Origin of the sequence: Rothia sp. P13129 (assembly GCF_048512865.1) — a bacterium.
Classification (GTDB): domain Bacteria; phylum Actinomycetota; class Actinomycetes; order Actinomycetales; family Micrococcaceae; genus Rothia.
The window spans coordinates 86,689-107,964 of the sequence record NZ_JBLXYA010000001.1 but is presented as its reverse complement, the minus strand read 5'-3'; the positions used below and the strand labels follow the sequence as shown (position 1 = coordinate 107,964).

General features: G+C 47.8%; 17 protein-coding genes, 1 tRNA gene and 1 riboswitch. Of the genes, 14 read left to right on the top strand and 4 right to left on the bottom strand.

Going from position 1 to position 21,276, the window contains the following annotated elements:
- Positions 1–25 precede the first annotated feature (25 nt).
- Positions 26–1,309: an MFS transporter gene (locus tag ACN081_RS00495; protein WP_419102832.1), complete on the top strand. Its 1,284-nt coding sequence runs from the start codon at positions 26–28 to the stop codon at positions 1,307–1,309.
- A gap of 116 nt (positions 1,310–1,425) precedes the next feature.
- On the opposite strand, the gene serC is transcribed toward ACN081_RS00495, so the two are convergent.
- Positions 1,426–2,526, bottom strand: coding sequence for a phosphoserine transaminase (gene serC, locus ACN081_RS00490; RefSeq protein ID WP_419106778.1), 1,101 nt, complete (start codon positions 2,524–2,526; stop codon positions 1,426–1,428).
- Positions 2,527–2,868: 342 nt separating this feature from the next.
- Here serC and ACN081_RS00485 point away from each other — a divergent pair, with 342 nt between their 5' ends.
- From ACN081_RS00485 to ACN081_RS00440, 10 genes are all read left to right on the top strand, one after another.
- Positions 2,869–3,561 carry a metal-dependent transcriptional regulator gene (locus ACN081_RS00485; RefSeq protein ID WP_419102686.1) on the top strand — a complete coding sequence of 231 codons (693 nt, stop codon included), beginning with the start codon at positions 2,869–2,871 and terminating at the stop codon, positions 3,559–3,561.
- A 601-nt stretch (positions 3,562–4,162) separates the two neighbouring features.
- A riboswitch (cyclic di-AMP (ydaO/yuaA leader) is annotated at positions 4,163–4,320 on the top strand.
- Positions 4,321–4,323: 3 nt separating this feature from the next.
- On the top strand, positions 4,324–5,061 hold the full coding sequence (locus tag ACN081_RS00480; RefSeq protein WP_419106619.1) for a C40 family peptidase: 738 nt from the start codon (positions 4,324–4,326) through the stop codon (positions 5,059–5,061).
- Between the two features lie 206 nt (positions 5,062–5,267).
- On the top strand, positions 5,268–5,492 hold the full coding sequence (locus ACN081_RS00475) for a hypothetical protein (protein ID WP_419102684.1): 225 nt from the start codon (positions 5,268–5,270) through the stop codon (positions 5,490–5,492).
- A 60-nt stretch (positions 5,493–5,552) separates the two neighbouring features.
- Positions 5,553–5,625: transfer RNA gene (locus tag ACN081_RS00470), tRNA-Arg, on the top strand.
- Positions 5,626–5,780: 155 nt separating this feature from the next.
- Positions 5,781–8,363: a DNA helicase PcrA gene (gene pcrA / locus ACN081_RS00465; protein WP_419106618.1), complete on the top strand. Its 2,583-nt coding sequence runs from the start codon at positions 5,781–5,783 to the stop codon at positions 8,361–8,363.
- Between the two features lie 114 nt (positions 8,364–8,477).
- The gene (locus ACN081_RS00460) at positions 8,478–9,095 is read left to right on the top strand and encodes a hypothetical protein (protein WP_419101007.1); all 618 of its coding nucleotides are present in this window, start codon (positions 8,478–8,480) and stop codon (positions 9,093–9,095) included.
- Positions 9,096–9,298: 203 nt separating this feature from the next.
- Positions 9,299–10,483 carry an ADP-forming succinate--CoA ligase subunit beta gene (gene sucC, locus ACN081_RS00455; RefSeq protein ID WP_419102682.1) on the top strand — a complete coding sequence of 395 codons (1,185 nt, stop codon included), beginning with the start codon at positions 9,299–9,301 and terminating at the stop codon, positions 10,481–10,483.
- 14 nt (positions 10,484–10,497) lie between these two features.
- Positions 10,498–11,415, top strand: a complete 918-nt coding sequence (sucD, locus tag ACN081_RS00450; RefSeq protein ID WP_419106617.1) for a succinate--CoA ligase subunit alpha — start codon at positions 10,498–10,500, stop codon at positions 11,413–11,415.
- A 291-nt stretch (positions 11,416–11,706) separates the two neighbouring features.
- Entirely contained in the window at positions 11,707–12,966 is a 1,260-nt protein-coding gene (locus ACN081_RS00445; protein WP_419106616.1) for a dicarboxylate/amino acid:cation symporter, read from the top strand.
- Positions 12,967–13,093: 127 nt separating this feature from the next.
- Positions 13,094–14,026: a DUF389 domain-containing protein gene (locus tag ACN081_RS00440; protein ID WP_419106615.1), complete on the top strand. Its 933-nt coding sequence runs from the start codon at positions 13,094–13,096 to the stop codon at positions 14,024–14,026.
- Positions 14,027–14,054: 28 nt separating this feature from the next.
- On the opposite strand, the gene ACN081_RS00435 is transcribed toward ACN081_RS00440, so the two are convergent.
- From ACN081_RS00435 to ACN081_RS00425, 3 genes are all read right to left on the bottom strand, one after another.
- The gene (locus tag ACN081_RS00435) at positions 14,055–15,158 is read right to left on the bottom strand and encodes a VIT1/CCC1 transporter family protein (protein WP_419106614.1); all 1,104 of its coding nucleotides are present in this window, start codon (positions 15,156–15,158) and stop codon (positions 14,055–14,057) included.
- 96 nt (positions 15,159–15,254) lie between these two features.
- A complete protein-coding gene (locus ACN081_RS00430; protein WP_419101001.1) occupies positions 15,255–15,758 on the bottom strand; it encodes a Dps family protein in 504 nt (167 codons plus the stop codon).
- Positions 15,759–15,872: 114 nt separating this feature from the next.
- Positions 15,873–16,538, bottom strand: coding sequence for an HAD family hydrolase (locus tag ACN081_RS00425; protein ID WP_419106613.1), 666 nt, complete (start codon positions 16,536–16,538; stop codon positions 15,873–15,875).
- Positions 16,539–16,623: 85 nt separating this feature from the next.
- Between ACN081_RS00425 and ACN081_RS00420 the strand changes: the two genes are divergently transcribed.
- From ACN081_RS00420 to ACN081_RS00410, 3 genes are all read left to right on the top strand, one after another.
- The gene (locus tag ACN081_RS00420; protein WP_419106612.1) at positions 16,624–17,190 is read left to right on the top strand and encodes a hypothetical protein; all 567 of its coding nucleotides are present in this window, start codon (positions 16,624–16,626) and stop codon (positions 17,188–17,190) included.
- Between the two features lie 153 nt (positions 17,191–17,343).
- On the top strand, positions 17,344–19,932 hold the full coding sequence (gene clpB, locus ACN081_RS00415) for an ATP-dependent chaperone ClpB (protein WP_419106611.1): 2,589 nt from the start codon (positions 17,344–17,346) through the stop codon (positions 19,930–19,932).
- Positions 19,933–20,108: 176 nt separating this feature from the next.
- Positions 20,109–21,044, top strand: a complete 936-nt coding sequence (locus tag ACN081_RS00410) for a Sir2 family NAD-dependent protein deacetylase (RefSeq protein WP_419106777.1) — start codon at positions 20,109–20,111, stop codon at positions 21,042–21,044.
- The last annotated feature ends 232 nt before the right edge of the window (positions 21,045–21,276 follow it).

Here is a 21,276-nt window from a genome sequence, read left to right as displayed (position 1 = left end):
ATCTCCTACTTTCCGTTCTTTATGGATTTTTAACTATCGACTGTGGTTTATCGGAGCATTCCTTTCCAACATCGGAACATGGATGCAACATACTGCTCAAGACTGGCTGATTTTTAACGAACTCTCTAATAACGATTCCACTCGACTCGGAATCGTCATGTCTTTACAATTTGGCCCTCAACTCTTCTTAGCACCTTATGCCGGAGTCCTTGCAGATAGGCTAGACCGCCGAAAACTGCTCTACACGACACAAAGCGCAATGGGCATTCTCTCCCTCATACTAGGATTCTTAGTGATGAGCGGGCACATCCAAATTTGGCACGTTTACGCATTAGCCCTCGTCGCTGGAATCATCGTCTCTCTCGAAGTTCCTGCCCGCCAAACCTTTGTTTCTGAGCTCGTTCACGATAACGACTTGCCTAACGCTGTAGCCCTCAACTCCACATCCTTTAATTCTGCACGTCTTATCGGCCCAGCATGTGCCGGTATTCTTGTTGTTCTTTTGGGTACTGGGCCAGTCTTTTTCATCAACGCTGCAACATTCCTCATCATGCTTGCTGCAATCTCGTTGATTCGAACTCGAGAGCTTCGCCCCACTCCTCGGGCGGATCGTTCAACCGGACGTATCCGCGACGGCGTCGCATACGTCAGAAAACGCCCCGATATTTTGGCAGTGATGGTAGCAGTTTTTCTGGTGGGAACCTTCGGGCTTAACTCCGCAATGAACATCGCGGCAATGGCAACAACAGAGTTTGATAAAGGTGCTGGAGAATTCGGCTTTCTTAACTCCACTATGGCCATCGGCTCTGTCATTGGAACTCTCCTCGCCGCACGGCGAGAACGTCCTCGCCTGCGCTTTATTTTTGGGGCTTCAGCAGCCTTTGGGCTGTCTGCCTTATGCGCGGCTCTTTCTCCTAACCTGCTGTTCTTTTCCATAACACTTATACCCATGGGCCTTTGCGCCTTGACGATTATTACTTCAGCGAATGCATACGTTCAGGTCACGACTGAACCACAGATGCGTGGACGAGTCATGAGTTTATATATCGCAGTTTTCTTAGGCGGCACGCCCGTCGGGGCACCTCTTGTTGGCCTCGTCAACGACCATTGGGGTGCGCGTTGGGGTCTTGGTATTGCAGCATTATCAGGTATTCTGGCAGGTCTTATTGGGCTGCTATGGTACTACCGTTCAGAAAAACTCAAACTCGTCTTTGACCGCTCTCGAAAAACGAAGTTTGTTTTCAAACGTACCGAAGAAGAACCTCTTGACCCTGTGACAACAGCTCTAGAAATTCAGCAGCCACGATAATTTATCGATGCTTTCCTCTCTAAATTTTGGGGCGCTGTCTGAACATCAGACAGCGCCCCAAAAAGACCTATATCAAGGTTCAAAATACTTTTTAAGAACCTTTACATTATGAACGGTTACGCACTCTTTTGAGCAACAACGTAATCAATGCATTCTAAGAGCGCTGAAACATCTTCTGGATCAATCGCCGCGAAAGTTGCAATACGTAGCTGATTTCGTCCAAGTTTACGGTATGGCTCAGTATCCACAACACCGTTACGACGAAGTGCTTGCGCAACATACGAAGCATCAACCTGCTCTGAAAAATCGATAGTGCAAATCACTTGAGAGCGTTCTGCAGGGTTCTGCACAAAAGGTTCTGCAAAGGAAGAATTTTCTGCCCATTGATAAACTCTCTGCGAAGAGTCTGCGGTACGTCCAGCAGCAAAGGACAAGCCACCGTTGTTATTAATCCAACGAATCTGCTCCGCTAACATCACCAAAGTCGTCAGTGCAGGGGTGTTATAGGTCTGGTTTTTTCGAGAGTTCTCGATTGCCGTGACAAGATTCAACGAATCAGGTATCCAGCGTCCAGACTGAGCAATTTCATATGCGCGATGAATAGCTGCTGGAGAGAAGAAGGCTACCCACAATCCTCCATCAGAAGCAAAGTTCTTTTGAGGGGAGAAGTAATAGACATCTGTTTGAGATAAATCAACGTCAATACCGCCAGCGGCACTTGTTGCGTCAATAACAACCAATGCCTCTGAGCTGATACCCTCGGGGCGAATAACTGGTGCTACGACGCCTGTAGAAGTCTCGTTATGAGGCCACGCATACACATCGACGCCTTGTTCCGCTTGAGCAGATGGACAACTACCAGCAGGCACCTCAATAATGGAAGATTCTTCTAGAAAAGGAGCTTTTGTGGTTGCCTGCGCAAATTTAGAACCAAACTCTCCAAAACTTAGATGTTGAGCTTTATGTTTGACGAGCCCAAAAGTTGCCGCATCCCAAAAAGCTGTTGCCCCACCGTTACCGAGCACGACTTCGTAGCCTTCTGGCGCGTTGAACATGTGAGATAAGCCCTGTCGAATTTCTTCAACAAGATTTTTAACTGGTGCTTGTCGGTGTGATGTTCCAAGAAGTGGAAGCTCAGCTGCACGGGTGAGAGCTGAAATTTGCTCACGGCGTACTTTTGAAGGGCCTGCCCCAAAACGTCCGTCCTGAGGAAGCATATCGACTGGGATAGAAGGAAACTGTGTCACTGATTCTCCAAATCATGGTGAACTCACCGTATACGTACTGACACCGGTTTTAACGTCCGGTTATGTTCTATTGTGCCTTGCTTGAAGAAAAGAGAGTGTTTCATTCTCTGAAAAGGAATAATATTTTCTGAGGTCTTGAGCGTTACTTTCTATGGCATGTTCATTGTGTGGTGAGCACAGCGAAAATTTATAGATTTGTCATATTCATGAAGGGTTGTATCCCCTGTTCGCCCTACAACGTGAAGTGCATATATACTCAGGTTAAGAGTTATTTGCTCACTGGTTTGGCGCCAGAGAAGGGAGTTAGGACATATGACTGACCTAATTGATACTACTGAGATGTATCTACGGACTATTCTTGAACTAGAAGAAGAGGGCATCGTCCCTATGCGCGCTCGTATTGCAGAGCGTTTAGAACACTCTGGCCCAACCGTTTCGCAGACTGTTGCTCGCATCGAGAAACATGGTCTTGTCGAGGTTTCTTCTGACCGCTCTTTGAAATTAACAGAGCAGGGTCGTAAAAAGGCTGTGGAAGTGATGCGTAAACATCGTCTTGCAGAGCGTTTGTTAGCCGATATCATCGGCTTAGACATTGCGTATATCCATGAGGAAGCTTGCCGTTGGGAACACGTAATGAGTGAGCGTGTTGAACGTCGCTTAGTTGAGCTCCTCAATAATCCAAAATTTTCTCCGTATGGAAATGCTATTCCTGGTCTTGAAGAGCTGGGAGCGAAGAGCGAAAATAACGATGAACGCACTGTCTCTATGAGTATTGCGGCTAAAGATTCTCGTGTAGAAGATCGTTTCACGATTTCTCGTTTCCCCGAGTTTATTCAAACTGACGTTGAATTGATGAGTCGTCTAGGGGATGCGGGCATTATTTATGGTGCTACGGTTTCTATCGCATCTGCACCACAAGGGGCTGTTATTGTCCGTGCTGATGGTGAGGATCAGGAAGTGACACTTTCTGCGGATGTTGCTGAAGCGATTATCGTCAAGCGGTAGATATCTTTTGGAGAACGCTGAGCACCTTTTGATACAAGGCAGGATACTGATGAGTGGTTGAACTTCTTATCGGTAAGAGCCTCCTTGGATTTGTCCGAATATGTGGAAGCTTTTTATCTGGTTGAGGTGGGGTACTCCTGTGGAGGGTACCCCACCTCAACTTTTTAATGCTTCTCTATGGCTCTTGTTGCTGTTGGCAGGTAGCTTGTTGAGCCTTTATTTTTTGGTGCTGACGATGCTTCGAGGGGTCTATCTGGGGCAAAAGTCACGAAAAGGACACGGGTGTGAGACATACCTCGTATATTTTTTTAATCATTTCGTGACCTTTTTAATGTTGGTTCTCCTGTGTTGCATAAACCCTTAAAGCCTTTGTTTGCACTAGAAAATAGGTTTTTAGAGCAAGAAAAGAAAAAATACCACATGATTTACCGTGGCTTTAATGTGTTTTTGTGGGCTCGCCTCGTGAGACAAAAACATGTTTTCGTAACCAAAACGTGACATTTGAGTTGAAGGTGTAGTAGTGTTTTCAACGTGCCAATCACTGGTCGGAGAGGCACCCTCAGAACAGATCGCCTAGTTCTGCCACTGTTCACACTGAGGTAACGAAAACATCATGACATGCTTGGCAGAAGCGGGGGACCCATCCTTTTGGGTTCTTAGATGAAGAGCCCTAGGGGTGAAGTTACTGGAATATCAGTAACCGAGTGAACCTTCTACTCGAACCCGACAGCTTACCTCGTGAGGCAATGGAGGAAAATAAACATGGCTAACACTGCACGCCACATGGCACCAAAGAAATCTAACATCGCACGCAACGCAGGTATCGCTGTTGTTGCTGGTGCCGCTCTAGCAGGCTCTATTGCACCTGCTAACGCATTCGGTGTAGCAAACACCGTTGCTCCTGTTGATTACTCAGCAACCCTTACTACTTACACCACTCCTGAAGTTTCTTACGAGAACATCACCACTTGGGGCGCTACCGTTGAAAGCACTCCTGCGCCAGCTGTAGAAGCTGCACCTGCTCCAGCACCTGCACCCGTTGCAGCGCCAGCTCCAGCCGCTGCACCAGCACCTGCACCTGCTCCAGCACCTGCACCTGCTCCAGCACCTCGTCTTGCTGTACAGTCTTCTGCAACTAATGTTGCAGGCGTACGCGCTCAGGTTCTTGCTTCTGCATACGATGGAATCGGCGGTGCATACATCTGGGGTGGACGCTCCTACAAAGCTTGGGACTGCTCCGGCTTCGTATCTAACGTTTACGCACGTGCAGGCATCAACTTGACCCCTTACACCTACGCAATGGTTGGTCAGCTTGTTCCTACTGCTTACCCACAGCCAGGCGACATCGTCTTCACTAACGGCTTCGCACACGTGGGTATCTACGTCGGTAACGGTCAGATGATTTCCGCTCTCAACCCGTCTCAGGGTACTCAGCTCACCGCTGTTGACGGTGGCGGACTCATGCCTGTCTCCGGCTACTACACCTACGCAGGCCTCTAAAAATTACATATTCATGCTAGTGAGGGGAACAGTTATAATGTTCCCCTCCTACATGAATATTATGAGTTCACCTCTGGTCATCTACTGGGTGAACAATTCATAACTTTTCCTGATCTAGGAAATCTCACCGAATATTTTATTCGGGTGATGCGACCCTCGTACGACCAGCAGGGGTCGCATTTCTATATCCACGCTAAGATAGGACTATGTCTACTCAGTTTGAAAGCCCCAGCAACGGTTCTGACCAAGAATTTACCTACATGGCAGTTGGAATGATTGCCGGAGGAGTCCCCGGTGTTCTCATTGGTCTACTCATGGCGCTGAGCCTTGGCAACGCTGCCATGTGGGTTTCTATCACCGGCGGTATCGGCATCGTCATCGGTCTAGTCGTCGCTCAGATGATTTTCCGTAAGAAGAAAAAGAACCTGTAGTTCACCTAAGAATTTGTTGGTATAGTGTGTCCCTTAGCAGGAATAATTAAATAAAGTTTGGCCCTCGTAGCTCAGGGGATAGAGCACCGCTCTCCTAAAGCGGGTGTCGATGGTTCGAATCCATTCGAGGGCACAAAGAAACTTCTCTACGGATGAAGTATTGACACACCATGTGCGTGAATGAGCTCAGCTCAAGGCGGTTTATTGAATCTTTAACGGATATTCGCAACATCATAAGAATCTACCTATTTTCATCGAACACGTGTACGAGATAGACTGGTTCACACGATGGAATACTTATTTGATGATGAGAGCCTAACTCCTGGCACGAAGAAACACACCAAAAAACATGCTGCTCCAGCTCCGCACCTAGAGGAGCCTGTCATCTTTACATACGAAGAACCCATCTTCGACGAGCCCCTCTGGGAACCGACTGAAGAACCTACTCCTAACCTTGACGTACCTCAAGATATTGCAGAGTTAGATTTCCTGCCACCGTCCTACCAAAGTGGTGGATACGGTGTTGAAACCTCTCATCGTAAACCTGCCCCAGGGCATCACCGAGCCCATCATCTTCTAGAAGGTCTTAACAAACAACAACATGAAGCTGTTATCCATCAAGGGAAACCGCTTCTGATTGTTGCCGGTGCTGGCTCAGGAAAAACTCGTGTCTTGACTCATCGCATTGCCTACTTGCTGGCAACGGGCCGAGCCTATGAAAGTGAAATTCTTGCGATCACCTTCACCAACAAAGCCGCCGCCGAAATGCGTGAGAGAATTATCGAACTTGTCGGAGAATCTGCGCGCCGTATGTGGATTTCTACGTTCCACAGCTTCTGTGTGAGAGTCTTACGTAAAGAAGCATCCCACCTAGATATGAAGACGACGTTCTCTATCTATGATTCTGCAGACTCGCTGAGACTCATCACCACTTTAGCTAAAAACTATGCAATAGATACTCAAAAAATAGCGCCTAAAGCGATTGCCTCACGGATTAGTCAACTAAAAAATGAGCTCATCACAGCTTATGATTTTCAAACGACGATGAACCCCGCGAACCCCTTTGACCGGGCAGTTTCACAAGTCTATAACGGGTACACACAGCGACTCCAAGCAGCTCACGCCCTAGACTTCGACGACCTCATCTCAAAGACCGTGCATCTTCTACGAACAGTTCCAGAAGTCGCTCAATACTATCGAACACGTTTCAAACATATTTTGGTGGACGAGTACCAAGATACTAACCACGCACAATACGCTCTCGTACGAGAACTCGTCGGCAAAAACGAAGCAGAACTCACCGTCGTCGGTGACTCTGACCAGTCCATCTACGCGTTTCGTGGAGCCGATATTCGCAATATTATCGATTTCGAACAAGACTATCCCTCCGCTCGAACCATCATGCTTGAACAGAACTACCGTTCAACACAGAATATCCTCTCGGCAGCTAACGCCGTTATCGAAAAAAATAAAGACCGACGCCCCAAAAAACTTTGGACAGCCTCTGGAGAAGGCGAAAAAATTGTTGGATATGTTGCCGAAAATGAGCATGGTGAAGGGCGATATATTGCAGCTGAGATTGATCGTCTTTACGAATCACACGGGATACGTCCCGGAGACGTCGCAATTTTCTACCGAACCAATGCGCAATCTCGTATCTTAGAAGAAGCCCTGATGAGAGAAGGCTTGCCCTATCGAGTCGTTGGCGGTACACGCTTCTACGAACGCAAAGAAATTAAAGACGTTCTAAGCTACCTAAGAATTATGGTCAACGCTGATGACGATGTGAACACTCGCCGTATTCTCAACGTCCCTAAACGTGGTATTGGCGCAAAGAGTGAAGGCCTCGTGGCTGATTATGCACTCCGTCAAAATTGCTCCTTCATGCAAGCTCTCACCCAATGCTCAGAAATATCAGGACTCGGTGCAGCTGCACAGAAAAAAATTGCCTCTTTTGTACAACTCATCCAAGACCTCTCAACGCTTGTTCAATCCTCCTCTCCAGCAAACTGCTTAGAAGCTGTACTAGAACAAAGCGGATACTTACAATCACTACGAGAATCCCAAGACATCCAAGACGAATCCCGTGTTGAGAACCTCTCCGCGTTAGTTGAAGCAGTCCAAGACTTCGAACACGATAACCCCGAGGCATCTCTGGCGGATTTCCTCGAACACGTTGCTCTCGTAGCAGATGCTGACCAAATACCGGCCGCCCCAGAAAACACAGACGAACAGGCCGCAAGTGCCCAAAAAATTGCTGAAGAAGTAGCACAAGCACGCGCGCAAGGAGTCATTACGTTGATGACTTTGCACACTGCTAAAGGCCTAGAATTTCCGGTGGTGTTCTTGACTGGAATGGAATACGGAATCTTTCCACACCAGCGGGCGATGACCGATGAAGGAGAAATGAGCGAAGAACGCCGACTAGCGTACGTCGGTCTGACACGAGCGCGGCAGAAACTGTATATTACACGCGCGCAGAGTCGTTCGCTTTGGGGTCAAAGTCAGATGAACCCTCCCTCTCCTTTTATTGAAGAGATTCCTGAAGACCTTATTGAATGGGCTCGAAAAGGCTTCAACGCCGTGTCTACCACCTCCTCTCACCCTCGCACGGAAGCTCTTGGAACAGGGCTTCACAAGAGCTCGGGTACTGGACTTCGTGAAGCGGCTCGTCACGTCAACGTCTCTCGTGTTCAGCCGCGTAAAGAAATACCTCAACTAACCGTTGGGGAAGAGGTTTTGCACCAAAGTTTTGGTCAAGGAAAAGTTGTTGCCTTAGAAGGAAGCGGAGATAAAACCGTTGCAAAGGTGCGTTTTGGTTCAGAAGAAAAACGCCTCCTCTTGCGCTATGCGCCGTTAAAGAAACTTTAGGTAATTTATTAGCTGTGTGCATAATCTTCGGTGCGATTGTTGGTTTGACGATACGCCGTGAAGAATACCGATAAAATAGGGGTGAGTTTTCACCGTCATTGTGGAGGATTACTGATGCCTGAACGAGATACTGTGCCTTCTGTTGCTTCTGAATTCACCGAAGCAATGAATGCTGTAAGCGATACGAGCGTGCAGGTTCGAGAAATTTCGTCGTTAACATTGGTACGTATTCAAGTTGCACCAGACTCTGTTGCTGCGGCACGCATGTCTCAGGTGCTTGGCATCGACTTTCCTCGTCATCGCGGTGAAGTTACGGGGGATTCTCAAGCACGAGAGATCCTTTACGGTACACGACAAATTGTGGCGGCTCTGTGGGTTCATGAGGATACCTTCCTCATCGCTACTCACGTAGACCCCATAAAATTGGGGCGTGCCCTAGATCGTGCCCTCGGCTCAGAACCGGGGCTTGTCCTCGACGTATCTGCCAATAGAACTGTTATTGAGCTATCTGGTGAAGAAGCTCCTGAAGTGCTTGCCCGCTGTGTCACTTTTGAAGATGACGCTACACCAGAACTATTTGATATTGGTATGGGGTGGCGTTGTAACGTGGGCGAAGCTGAACTCATGTTGTGGCGTATAGACCGTTTTGAATATCTGATGGTTCCACGTTCTTCTACAACAGCACCATTCTTAGTGACGTTACTTGACACTATTGAAAAAGTTAAGAATTGATTATCTACTAGTCAAAGCCAAGGTTTTAAGAAGAAAATAGGGGTTCTTGTCGCATAGACCTGCATCTATTCCTCCTTTGAGCTAAAGTGTCTTGAAGAAGATATTGTGCTCTACCTCTCTTTAGTGGGGTAGAAACAATATCCAAGAAGAAAGAACGCTGGCATGCATCACTGCCAGCACTACTTCAACGAAGAAGGAATCTAGTGGATCTGTTTGAATACCAGGCACGCGACATGTTTGAAAAGCACGGAGTGCCCGTGCTTGAAGGCATCGTCGCGACAACACCTGAAGAAGCAAAAGCAGCAGCCGAAAAAATTGGCGGAGTAACCGTCGTCAAAGCACAGGTAAAAGTTGGCGGGCGCGGCAAAGCCGGTGGCGTCAAAGTTGCAAAAACCCCAGAAGAAGCATACACCCACGCCCAAAACATCCTCGGGATGGATATTAAAGGTCACCGCGTTGAACGCGTCATGATTGCGCAAGGGGCACAAATCGCAGAAGAATACTATTTCTCTCTTCTCCTTGACCGCGCCAATAGAACATACCTCGCGATGTGCTCCGTTGAAGGCGGTATGGAAATTGAGCAGCTAGCGAAAGAACGCCCCGAGGCGCTTGCTAAAGTTGAGGTCAACCCCACAACTGGTCTCGACCTAGACACCGCACACAACATTGTTAAAACTGCTGGATTCTCCCAAGAGCTACAAACCCCTGTCGCAGAAGTGTTGACTCAACTTGGCGCTGTCTTTGAAAAAGAAGATGCAACTCTCGTTGAAGTAAACCCACTGGTAAGAACCGAAGACGGAAAAATTCTAGCTCTCGACGGAAAAGTTTCTCTTGACGATAACGCAGAGTTCCGCCAACCAGAACACCAAGGGTTAGCCGACAAAACCGCAGAAAATCCCCTTGAAGCAGAAGCTAAAAAACACGACCTCAACTACGTTAAACTCGACGGCGAAGTCGGCGTTATCGGTAATGGTGCTGGTCTTGTGATGTCGACTTTGGACGTAGTGGCATATGCTGGCGAACAATACGGAAATGTCAAACCTGCAAACTTCTTAGACATCGGTGGCGGTGCATCAGCTGAAGTAATGGCAGCTGGACTAGATATCATTCTCGGTGATGAACAAGTTTCATCTGTCTTCGTCAACGTCTTTGGCGGTATCACCTCTTGTGACGCTGTGGCTGAGGGTATTGTACGTGCTTTGGAAATTCTTGGCGATTCTGCGACTAAGCCTTTAGTCGTACGTCTTGATGGAAATAACGTTGAAGCAGGACGACGTATCCTCGCAGAAGCTAACCACCCTCTTGTGTATCAAGAAGAAACCATGGACTCCGGCGCAGCTCGTGCCGCAGAACTTGCCTACGCATCATCTCAAACACAGAACTCTTAGAAGGTACATAAGACATGTCTATCTTTTTGAACAAAGACTCAAAAGTCATCGTTCAGGGTATCACCGGCGCTGAAGGGTCGAAACATACCGCTCGTATGCTTGCTGCTGGTACTCATATTGTCGGTGGCGTTAACGCCCGCAAAGCAGGAAGCACCGTTTCGCATCAGAACGCACAGGGCGAAAATATTGAACTAACAGTATTTGGCACTGTTGCTGAAGCTATGGAAAAAACGGGCGCAGACGTATCCGTAATTTTTGTTCCTCCAGCTTTTTCTAAAGACGCAGTCATTGAAGCTATTGACGCAAAAATGCCGTTAGTTGTGGTTATTACTGAAGGTATTCCGGTGCAGGATGCTGCAGAATTCTGGGCACATGCGAAGAACTCTGTTGATGGAAACGGCAAGATGGTGACTCGAATCATTGGACCAAACTGCCCCGGTATTATCACCCCTGAAGAATCTTTGGTGGGTATTACTCCCGCAAACATCACCGGAAAAGGAAAAATCGGTCTTGTATCAAAGTCCGGTACTTTGACATACCAGATGATGTTTGAGCTACGTGACATTGGGTTCACAACCTGTATCGGTATTGGCGGTGACCCCATCATCGGTACAACACATATCGATGCGTTAGAAGCCTTTGAAACTGACCCTGAGACTGAAGCAATCGTGATGATTGGTGAAATTGGCGGTGACGCTGAAGAACGCGCTGCAGAGTTCATCAAAGAACACGTCACAAAACCTGTCGTAGGTTATGTTGCAGGTTTCACCGCTCCAGAAGGTAAAACAATGGGCCATGCTGGAGCTATTGTCTCTGGTTCTTCTGGAACAGCGCAAGCTAAGAAAGAAGCTCTTGAAGCCGCGGGCGTCAAAGTGGGTAAAACCCCGTCTGAGGCTGCTGAGCTGATGCGTGAGATTTTTGCTCAGTCATAAAAATGGTAAGAGTCTTAGGGGAAGTAGAAATATCCCTATAGAATTTCACTTCCCGTCTTGAACCAAAACCCCTAGCGTATATTCATCGATAAGGTGCGTGTGCTCTAGGGGTTTTGTGATGTGGAGGAATTGTGGGGAGGGATGAAGATTACGGAGATTTTACGCGGTGTACCCCATAATCTTCGTTAGTTGAACCACAGAACTGGTGAATATGCAGTGTGTTGTCTGGAAGCTGTACGAACTAGTGGGAAGATTTTGGAGACAATACTCGTCTTAAACTGAATGAAGCTTATGTCTCTGCTCAAAAAATATGGAATCTTACCTTGGGTTATTCTTGCAATAGTCTTTGGTCTGATTTTTGGCCAATTACTTCCTGAAGAAATTTCTCGGATTTTTTATACGTATAACGATATTTTTTCTCAATTTTTATCGTTCTCTATTCCTCTGATTATTATTGGACTTGTTGTTCCTGCTATCGGTGATTTGGGTCGAGGCGCGGGAAAATGGCTAGGTTTAACCGCTGCCTTGGCATATTCTTCTACTTTGTTTGCCGGTTTCTTGACGGTTGTTGTTGCTTTGTTGGTGTACCCCAAACTTATCGATACCTCCACCTTTAGCAACGTTACTGCTACTGAAGAAACGCTATCTGCGGCTTCTGGTTACTTCACTATTCAGATGCCTCCACCGTTTGGTGTCATGACGGCTCTCATCCTTGCGTTTGTTATTGGTATCGGGCTTTCTATTGTTCCTCGTGGAGTGTTGCGCCGTGGTTTTCTAGAATTTAGAGAAATTATTAACGCTCTGATTATGCGCGTTATTATTCCACTTTTGCCATTACACATTTTTGGTATTTTCTTGAACTTGAGTGCTTCTGGTGAAGCTGCTCAAGTCATCTCAACCTTGGCAGTTGTTGTTGTGCTGGTACTTCTTCTTGAAGTTGTTATTTTAGGTACCCAATACGGTATTGCCGGAGCTATTTCTGGTAAAAACCCTTTGACCGCTGTATGGACGATGAAAGACGCGTATTTGACAGCGTTAGGTACGTCTTCTTCTGCGGCGACGATTCCGGTGACGCTTCGTCAGACGCTTAAAAACGGTGTTCGTCATCCTATTGCAAACTTCGTTATTCCTTTGTGCGCCACAATTCACCTCGCTGGTTCTACTTCAAAGATTACAGCTTTTGCTATTGCTATTGCTTTCACTCAGCATATTGATGTGACTACGGGCCAGTGGATTGGTTTTGTGTGCATGCTCGGTATTGTGATGGTTGCAGCGCCGGGTGTGCCCGGTGGCGCTATTATGGCAGCTGTTGGCATTTTGCAGTCTATGCTTGGTTTCAATGATCAACAGGTTGCTTTGATGATTGCAACGTATATTGCTCTTGATTCTTTTGGAACAGCAACTAACGTGACTGGTGATGGTGCTATTGCGTTGATTATGAACCGTATTCTTGGTTCAAAGCTTGATGAGCGTGAATCCCGTGTTGCCCCTAACCAAGAATATGTTCCGTTTGATCCAGACGCATATATTGAGGAAGTCAAACACGACTAGTTCTTTTGTGAACATTATTGTGCGATAGTGTGAAACGCCCTTGTGCTGACCATATATTTTATATAGTGGGCACAGGGGCGTTGCGCTATCCGCAGAGAGGTGCCTTCACGAAAAGTAGGTGGAATATATGGGAATAATGCAATTACGTGTTGATGTTTCTCCCCGTATGAGTACAGAAGTCTTTCGGCGGCTTCATGCGATTGCTGAGGTATCTCAGCTGAGGGTTCGTTCTGGAGCGGTTCAAGATGATGCTCAAGATGTGATTGAATGGTGTATTTCAGAAGAGGCTTTGGAGAACTGTTTAGAGTTGCTTTCTGAATATTCGGATGTGAGTATTCAAGAGATTCGCCCTGTTGGCATTCAGGATTCTTCGATGCTGACTCGGCATGAACGGAATACTTTAATGTGGGCTAATCAGCTCGCACAAGCCCAGAATTCAAGTTTTTTTAGCCTCACCTATGGGGTATTTATTGTTGTTGCTGTGATTCTTGCTGCGATTGCTGTTTTGACGGATTCCGCTATTTTGGTGGTGGGTGCGATGGTTGTTGGCCCTGACTTTGCTCCGGTGGCTGCTTTGTGTACAGGGGTCGCTTTTAAGGAACGTTCTTTAATTGTGCGGAGTTTGTGCACTTTATGGGGCGGATATTTATTAGCAACTGTAGTGGTTACGTTGTTAGCGTGTATTGCTCTTTATCTGGGGCTTTTTACACCATTGGATGTGTTAGGGGCACGGCCTCAGACCGGTTTTATTTGGCGTCCTAATATTTGGTCTTTTTTGGTTGCGGTTCTTGCTGGTGCAGTGGGTGTTTGGGCTTTAGACACCCACCAATCTAGTGCGCTTATTGGTGTCTTTATTTCGGTGACGACGATTCCAGCGGTGGGGAATCTTGCCTTAGGAATTGCTATTGGTTCTTCCGAAGAGATGGTGGGCTCTGCTGCTCAACTGGTAATTAATGTTTTAGGAATGTGTGTTGCTGGAATTGTGATGCTTTTGATTCAGCGAGCATTATGGAGAGCTAATGTGCAGTCGCTCAAAGACTCTGGAGCGCTTAGCTCATAAGGTGGGTATCGTTTTGGTGGGGGGGTGATTAGGCGACTCCGGTGCCAAATAGTAGGCCTAATATGTAGGTGATGGTTGCAGCAGATAGTCCGATGGCGATTTGTCGTAGTCCTCTTTTGAGGGGGGAAGCACCTGAGAGTAGTCCGACAATTCCTCCCGTAATGCCTAAGGCTGTGGATACGAGAAGTAACGATAGGAAGACTGCGAATGTTCCGGATGCTCCGAAGACGTAGGGGAGTATGGGGATGAGTGCACCAGAGGCGAAGAATGAGAAGGATGCTGCTGCCGCTCCAATATCTGTGCCGAGGGCTGTGGTGTGTGATTCTGTTGATGGGGTATTGCTGTTTTCTTGGTAGGACAATGATGGGTCACAGTCGCAAGAGAATTGTCCGAAGCGTTCTTGTGCTCGGTGCGTTGCGGCTTCTTCGCTCATTCCTCGTGCTTTATAGATGAGTTTGAGTTCATTTTGGTTGATATCGAGTTGGTCTGCGACGCTGAGGGTGATTTGGGTGGGGTTTGAGGCGTCGAGTAATTCTCGTTGAGATCTGACGGAGACGAATTCTCCTGCTGCCATGGATAGGGCTCCGGCTAGTAGTCCTGCAATGCCGGAGAGGAGAATAAACTCTGAGCTGGCTCCACTGGCTCCAATTCCCATGATGAGGGCGACGTTAGAGACGAGTCCGTCGTTAGCTCCAAAGACAGCTGCACGAAAATTACCTGATAGTTTTTCACGTCCGGCGGTAGATAATGCTCGGACTATTTCTTCATGTACAGCTTCATCTGCTGCCATGGCTTCGGTTGCGTGGGGGTCGTGGGCGTAGGGGGAGCGTTGTTCTGCACGTTGAGCTAGTGCGAGGACGAAGACGGTTCCGCAGTGTTTTGCTAAGAATTCGAGGATATGCGCACTAATAGAGGGGCGTGGTGTGGGTTCTGCATGTGCTCCTAGGAGCTGTCTCCAATGGTTTTGGTGACGTTGTTCTGCGGTGGCGACTTCGTGGAGGATTTCAGCTTCGGTGCCTTGTGATCGTTGTGCTAAGGACGCGTAGATTTTTGCTTCAGATATTTCTTCAGCGAGGTATCGTCTCCAGCGTTTGATCTCTTGGGGTGTTGGTTCGTGCTGTTCTTGCTCCATGGTTTTTACCTTATAACGAGAGACCGGCTGTACACCATAAGTTTTTATGGTGTACAGCCGGTTGTTAGGTTTCTCTCTAGAGAGGTGCTTTAGACCTTAGACGAGGTTGCCTTCGCCGTCTTCGAGGTGTGCTCGTACGAACCACTGGAATTTTTCGAGTTCTGCGGTCTGAGAGATGAGCAAATCTTCGGTGACGGGGTCGATGTCTGCGACCTTTGCGATGGCTACGCGGTGGTCTTCAATGATGCGGGTGTATACCTCGTTGAGTGCGCGGAGGTGATCAAGTGCCTTAGCGCGGCCGAGGGGGTATTCTTCCCAGGTGCGCTGTTCGGTGAGGTCTCCGGCTAGTCCGTTAGGTGCTACTCCGAGAGTTGCCATGCGTTCTGCAATGTCATCTGCGTAGGTGCGTACGAGGGATACCTGTGGGTCAATCATTTCGTGAACGCCGATGAAAGATGGTCCGACAACGTTCCAGTGAGCGTGTTTGAGTACGAGTTGGAGGTCGTTCATTGCGTGGAGGCGCATCTGGAGGAGTTCTCCGACCTGATGTCCTGAGTTTTCGGTGATTCCTGGTACGGTAAATGATGCAGTGTTTGCCATTGTTGTTGCCTTCCTGTGTATTTGTGATGTTCTGTGAAGTGTTGGATAAATGTGGGATTTCCAACGCTTCGTTATTACGAATATATCAAGAATAGAAGGCTCTTGCAAGCCTTATTATGAATTACTCAAAATAAGGATGTCCTTAAGAGATAGGTTAGTATGGCTAACCTTAGTCGTCCCTTTGGTTTCAATAACATCTATCTCACCTGGGACAATAATAACTTTCATGCCTGCAGATAGTGCGCTTTGAACACCTGAAGGAGAGTCTTCCACCGCCACGCAACGCTGAGGATTAACGCCGAGTTGCTTTGCGGCCTGTAGATAAGGCTCAGGGTGTGGCTTTGGGTTGGTAACTTGTTGATCACCAATAATTACTGAAAAAGTTTCGGGGGATAAGCTGGCAGTATGCTCTGCTACTTGAGTGATGGCATTGGTGACAATGCCAACGGGAATGTTCGCCTTGCGAAGTTCTTGAAGAACCTCTGGTATTCCAGGAATTAAAGAAATGGCATGAGTCTCTAAAATTGTTTCAGCCTGCTTCTGAAGCTCTGCTTTCATCTCTTGAAGCTCTAGAGGTACGCCGTTTTCTTGTAATCGAATCAAAGAAGCGTCAATAGATTTTCCTAAGCAATCGGCGGTATCTTGTGCCGTCCAAAAAGCGTGATGTTCTTGTGCTATTGCTTGCTTGGCTTGTTCCCAGATGGGTTCGGTGTCTACAAGCGTCCCATCGTGGTCAAAGAAAACAGCTTCGGGTGGTGTTAGATATTGTGTATCGCTCATACGTTTACTCTATCGGAGGTTGCCTTGAAGTGTGTTGCACCATGAGTTGTTCGTCTTTGAGGGCTGTGTGTTTTAACATGGAATAGTGACTATAACACCCTCCAATGAGAATACTTTGATAAGGCATCAGAGCGTTTTTGGGCGTCTCGTATATAGGCTCTCTGTGCCTGGTGCTTTCTTGAGCGCCTTATGGGTTAGCTTTGGGAGAATCCTTTTTGGTGCGCAAGGCGAACTGACGTGGATTTTTGCTATAAGTATCACCCCTAGTCTTTTGGTTATTCTGCTGTGCGGGTGTTATTGGGGTTATCGTGACGCTTGTAGGTATTCAAATGGGCGTTCCTTGCCTGTGTCTTTAGCTTATATGCATTGCCTTACGTGGTTTTGGGCTTTTGCCTTTGGGGTGTTGTGTCCTGATCGGCGTGATGGGAAAACAATCTCTGCGCTCTCTCAAATATTTGGCGAACACTACGTTGGATTGGCTGCTGGTTTTGGTAACACTGCTGGAATCCTGACTTTTGTGAGTGCCTTCGCAGTCTTTTTTCTTGCGCTGAATTATTGCCGGCGTTCTGCGAAACTGAGTGCGGGTATTACCGAAGAAGATGAAGAGCGGATGGCTCGCGAGTCTAGCGACTATGAGTTTCTTGAATCATAGTCTTTTGTATCTGTAAATATTTTTAAAACGTTTTTTCTGGGAAGTATTGCATAAACTAAGTTGAGCGTTATAGACTCAAGTTAGTTGAATCGGGCATCGTTAATGGAGTGCTCGGACACCATAAAACAGCACACGACACAGAAAGGACACTATATGAACATGCAATTAACAAGCGCATCAGAAGAACTGCTCAACCAAGCAAATAGCTACGCTCAAACTCTCAAAAACCCATCAATAGAGCCAGAACATCTACTAAAAGCGATGCTAGATACTCGCCAGAGCCTCGCCGCAGCAACACTTAAAGTTGCAGGGGTAAACCTCGACGAACTATCTGAAAAAGTCTCCGCACAGATTAAAACTCTTCCCACAACTTCTGGAGCAACAGTTGCAAAACCCCAAATAAGCCAAGACGTTCTCCACGCACTAGAAAATGCCCAAACGCAAGCGCAAAAACTTGGAGATAGCTATATCTCTACAGAAATCATCTTGCTAGGAATCGCTCAGGGACAAAACGCCGCAGCCACACTCCTAAAAAATAACGGAGCTACAGCACAAACCATTGAAGGAATCATCCCCAACATACGAGGAGGTAAAAAAGTGGATACTCCAAACCCCGAAGGAACTTTTCAAGCTCTTGAAAAGTACGGAACAGACCTCACAGCCATAGCACGAAGCGGAAAACTCGACCCCGTCATCGGACGCGACAGCGAAATACGACGAGTCGTACAAGTACTCTCACGACGCACTAAAAATAACCCCGTACTCATCGGTGAACCTGGCGTCGGAAAAACCGCAGTCGTTGAAGGACTTGCACAACGCATGGTCTCAGGAGACGTCCCCGAATCTTTACGCGGAAAGACACTCATCTCCCTCGACCTAGGATCCATGGTCGCAGGAGCAAAATATCGTGGAGAATTTGAAGAACGACTCAAAGCAGTTCTTGACGAAATCAAAAACTCCCAAGGCCAAATCATCACTTTCATCGACGAAATACATACTGTCGTCGGCGCCGGAGCATCTGAAGGGTCCATGGACGCCGGAAACATGCTCAAACCTATGCTTGCTCGCGGAGAACTTCGACTCATCGGTGCAACCACCCTAGACGAGTACCGCCAGAACATCGAAAAAGACGCTGCCTTAGAACGCCGATTCCAGCAAGTATACGTAGGCGAACCCAGCGTCGAAGACACCATCGGTATCTTGCGCGGACTCAAAGAACGCTACGAAGCACACCACAAAGTAGCCATCGCAGACTCCGCACTCGTTGCCGCCGCAAACCTCTCGCAACGCTATATCCCATCACGCCAATTACCAGATAAGGCCATCGACCTCATCGACGAAGCCGCATCACGGTTACGTATGGAAATTGACTCAGCTCCAGAAGAGATTGACGCTTTACGCAGAGCCGTAGACCGTATGACCATGGAAGAACTTGCCCTAGCCAAAGAAAAAGACGAGGCCTCCAAAGAACGCCTCGAAGCGCTACGAGCTGATATGGCAGATAAGCAAGAAGAACTCCGCGAACTCAATATGCGCTGGGAAGCAGAGAAAGCCGGTCTGAACCGCGTCGGAGACATCAAAAATAGCATCGACGAGCTACGCTCCCGTGCCGAAGTCGCCCAACGTGAAGGAAACTTGGCCGAAGCATCACGCCTTCTTTACGGGGAAATTCCTGCCCTCGAAAAAGAACTAACTGATGCTCAACAAGCAGAAGACCGAGTCCGCGAAGAATCTATGATTTCAGAAGAAGTCACAGCAGAAGACATCGCCGAAGTCATCAGCGCATGGACAGGTATCCCCGCAGGGAAAATGCTCCAAGGCGAAAGCGAAAAACTACTCAACATGGAAAGCGAACTCGGCAAACGCCTCATCGGACAACACCAAGCCGTTCAAGCTGTTGCTGACGCGGTACGCCGTTCACGTGCTGGTATTAGCGACCCTGACCGCCCCATCGGTTCGTTCCTTTTCTTAGGCCCAACCGGTGTAGGTAAAACAGAGCTCGCCAAATCACTTGCACAATTCCAATTTGACGACGAACGCGCGCTGATTCGCATCGACATGTCTGAATACGCTGAAAAGCATGCTGTATCACGACTAGTCGGAGCTCCTCCCGGATACGTCGGATACGAAGAAGGCGGACAACTCACCGAAGCAGTACGCCGTCGCCCGTACTCTGTTGTACTGCTCGATGAGGTAGAGAAAGCTCATCCAGAAGTGTTCGACATCCTCCTTCAAGTTCTCGACGATGGACGTCTAACAGACGGACAAGGCCGCACCGTGGACTTCCGAAACGTTATCCTCATCTTGACCTCAAACTTGGGATCTCAATTCTTAATTGACTCAACGCAAAGTCAAGAAGACCGAAGCAAAGCTGTCATGAACGTCGTCAACGCTTCTTTCAAACCTGAGTTCCTCAACCGGTTGGATAACATCATCATGTTCGACCCACTGAGTGAAGAAGACCTCGGAAAGATCGTGCTACTACAAATACAATCAATGGCACACCGCCTAGAAGATAAGCGTATCAGCCTCGACGTGAGCGAAAACGCCATCCAATGGTTAGGCACCAACGGATACGACCCCGCCTACGGCGCCCGACCACTTCGCCGCCTCGTTCAAACAGAGCTCGGAAACCGCTTAGCTCAGGGCATACTTGCCGGCGATATCCACGAAGGAGACACCGTCCATGTGGATGTTACCGACCAAGAGCCAAAGACTCTGCACCTAGAATCCATCCGATAAAAACCCCTTAGGTGCCCCTTTCGATGATGTTGCCACCCCCGCAAGGGGTGGCAACACGTCGTTAAAACCCCACGACAAGAAGAACGAGAACACTCTCACGGCAACGAATACTACCCTGCACCAGAGCTATCCTCGATAATAAGAGAGTGAACTTTGAATCCTCCTCCCGCTCTTCGATGTACAGTTCCAACATTGAGCTCACCAACCACCCCGAAATTGCTCGCGCACATCAATCAGCACTACGCTCCATCGCACGTATCGTTGAAAACGAAATTCCCGCCCACGACACTCAATACGCCCGTGAAGGAATTGAGCATCTATTACACGAAGGACAAGTCCTCGTTCTCACCGGAGCCGGTGTTTCCACAGCCTCAGGAATCCCCGACTACCGCGGAGAAAGCGGCTCTTTGAAAAACCACCGCCCGATGACATACCAAGAATTCCGCTACGATGACGAAGCACGTCAACGATACTGGGCCCGCTCCTACGTAGGCTGGCGCAAAATGCGACGAGCTGAACCTAACGCAGCACACTACCTACTCACAAAACTTGAAGAGCGCTCGCAACTGGCAGGTATTATCACTCAAAACGTTGATGGATTACACCGGCGTGCAGGATCACGGAACGTTCTCGCTCTTCACGGTGACTTAGAGTACGTCGTATGCCTTATCTGCCACAAACGTGAACATCGTGCCGAGTTAGACCTCCGCATTGAGGAGAAAAATTACGGGTACCTAGAACGTCTCGAAGATCAGAACCTCCAAGTGAACCCTGACGGCGATGTGTCACTGAGCGATGAACTTATTTCTGACTTTCAGATGGTTGGCTGTGTGAACTGCCAACAGACTTTCCTCAAACCTGATGTTGTATATTTTGGCGAGAACGTGCCTGCCCAACGAAAAGCACAAGCTTGGCAGATGTACCGTGATTGCCGTTCTGTACTTGTTGTGGGCAGTTCACTAGCAGTGATGAGCGGATATAAATTTGCTCTTGAAGCCCGTAAAGACCAGAAGCCTTTAGGAATTATTAATGGTGGGCCGACACGCGCCGATCGCAAAGCAACGTATATGTGGCGTAGTGACGTGGCTGCTGCTCTCGCTCAACTGATGTGACCGTGAAGAACCCCCATTGTGGTACAGAAGAATCGTAACGATATGTAATCTGGAAAACATTTTTTGAGATTCTCTAGAGAGAAATGGTGTCCTTTCACGGTTTTAAGAGTAAATATCGTCACTAATTTCCTCTCAAAGGGATACGAATTAAGCACAGCTAATAAAAAACATGTACCCTTAAGCAGGAAAGACTGTAAGAGGATTCCGGGGCTACCTGTGTGCTTACACACTT

What these genes read in the sequence shown, in the direction of transcription:
- serC (WP_419106778.1), bottom strand. Translation starts at nt 2,526, where the DNA reads ATGCTTCCTCAGGACGGACGTTTTGGGGCAGGCCCTTCAAAAGTACGC.
- ACN081_RS00485 (WP_419102686.1), top strand. Translation starts at nt 2,869, where the DNA reads ATGACTGACCTAATTGATACTACTGAGATGTATCTACGGACTATTCTT.
- ACN081_RS00480 (WP_419106619.1), top strand. Translation starts at nt 4,324, where the DNA reads ATGGCTAACACTGCACGCCACATGGCACCAAAGAAATCTAACATCGCA.
- ACN081_RS00475 (WP_419102684.1), top strand. Translation starts at nt 5,268, where the DNA reads ATGTCTACTCAGTTTGAAAGCCCCAGCAACGGTTCTGACCAAGAATTT.
- pcrA (WP_419106618.1), top strand. Translation starts at nt 5,781, where the DNA reads ATGGAATACTTATTTGATGATGAGAGCCTAACTCCTGGCACGAAGAAA.
- ACN081_RS00460 (WP_419101007.1), top strand. Translation starts at nt 8,478, where the DNA reads ATGCCTGAACGAGATACTGTGCCTTCTGTTGCTTCTGAATTCACCGAA.
- sucD (WP_419106617.1), top strand. Translation starts at nt 10,498, where the DNA reads ATGTCTATCTTTTTGAACAAAGACTCAAAAGTCATCGTTCAGGGTATC.
- ACN081_RS00445 (WP_419106616.1), top strand. Translation starts at nt 11,707, where the DNA reads ATGTCTCTGCTCAAAAAATATGGAATCTTACCTTGGGTTATTCTTGCA.
- ACN081_RS00440 (WP_419106615.1), top strand. Translation starts at nt 13,094, where the DNA reads ATGGGAATAATGCAATTACGTGTTGATGTTTCTCCCCGTATGAGTACA.
- ACN081_RS00435 (WP_419106614.1), bottom strand. Translation starts at nt 15,158, where the DNA reads ATGGAGCAAGAACAGCACGAACCAACACCCCAAGAGATCAAACGCTGG.
- ACN081_RS00430 (WP_419101001.1), bottom strand. Translation starts at nt 15,758, where the DNA reads ATGGCAAACACTGCATCATTTACCGTACCAGGAATCACCGAAAACTCA.
- ACN081_RS00425 (WP_419106613.1), bottom strand. Translation starts at nt 16,538, where the DNA reads ATGAGCGATACACAATATCTAACACCACCCGAAGCTGTTTTCTTTGAC.
- clpB (WP_419106611.1), top strand. Translation starts at nt 17,344, where the DNA reads ATGAACATGCAATTAACAAGCGCATCAGAAGAACTGCTCAACCAAGCA.
- ACN081_RS00410 (WP_419106777.1), top strand. Translation starts at nt 20,109, where the DNA reads ATGTACAGTTCCAACATTGAGCTCACCAACCACCCCGAAATTGCTCGC.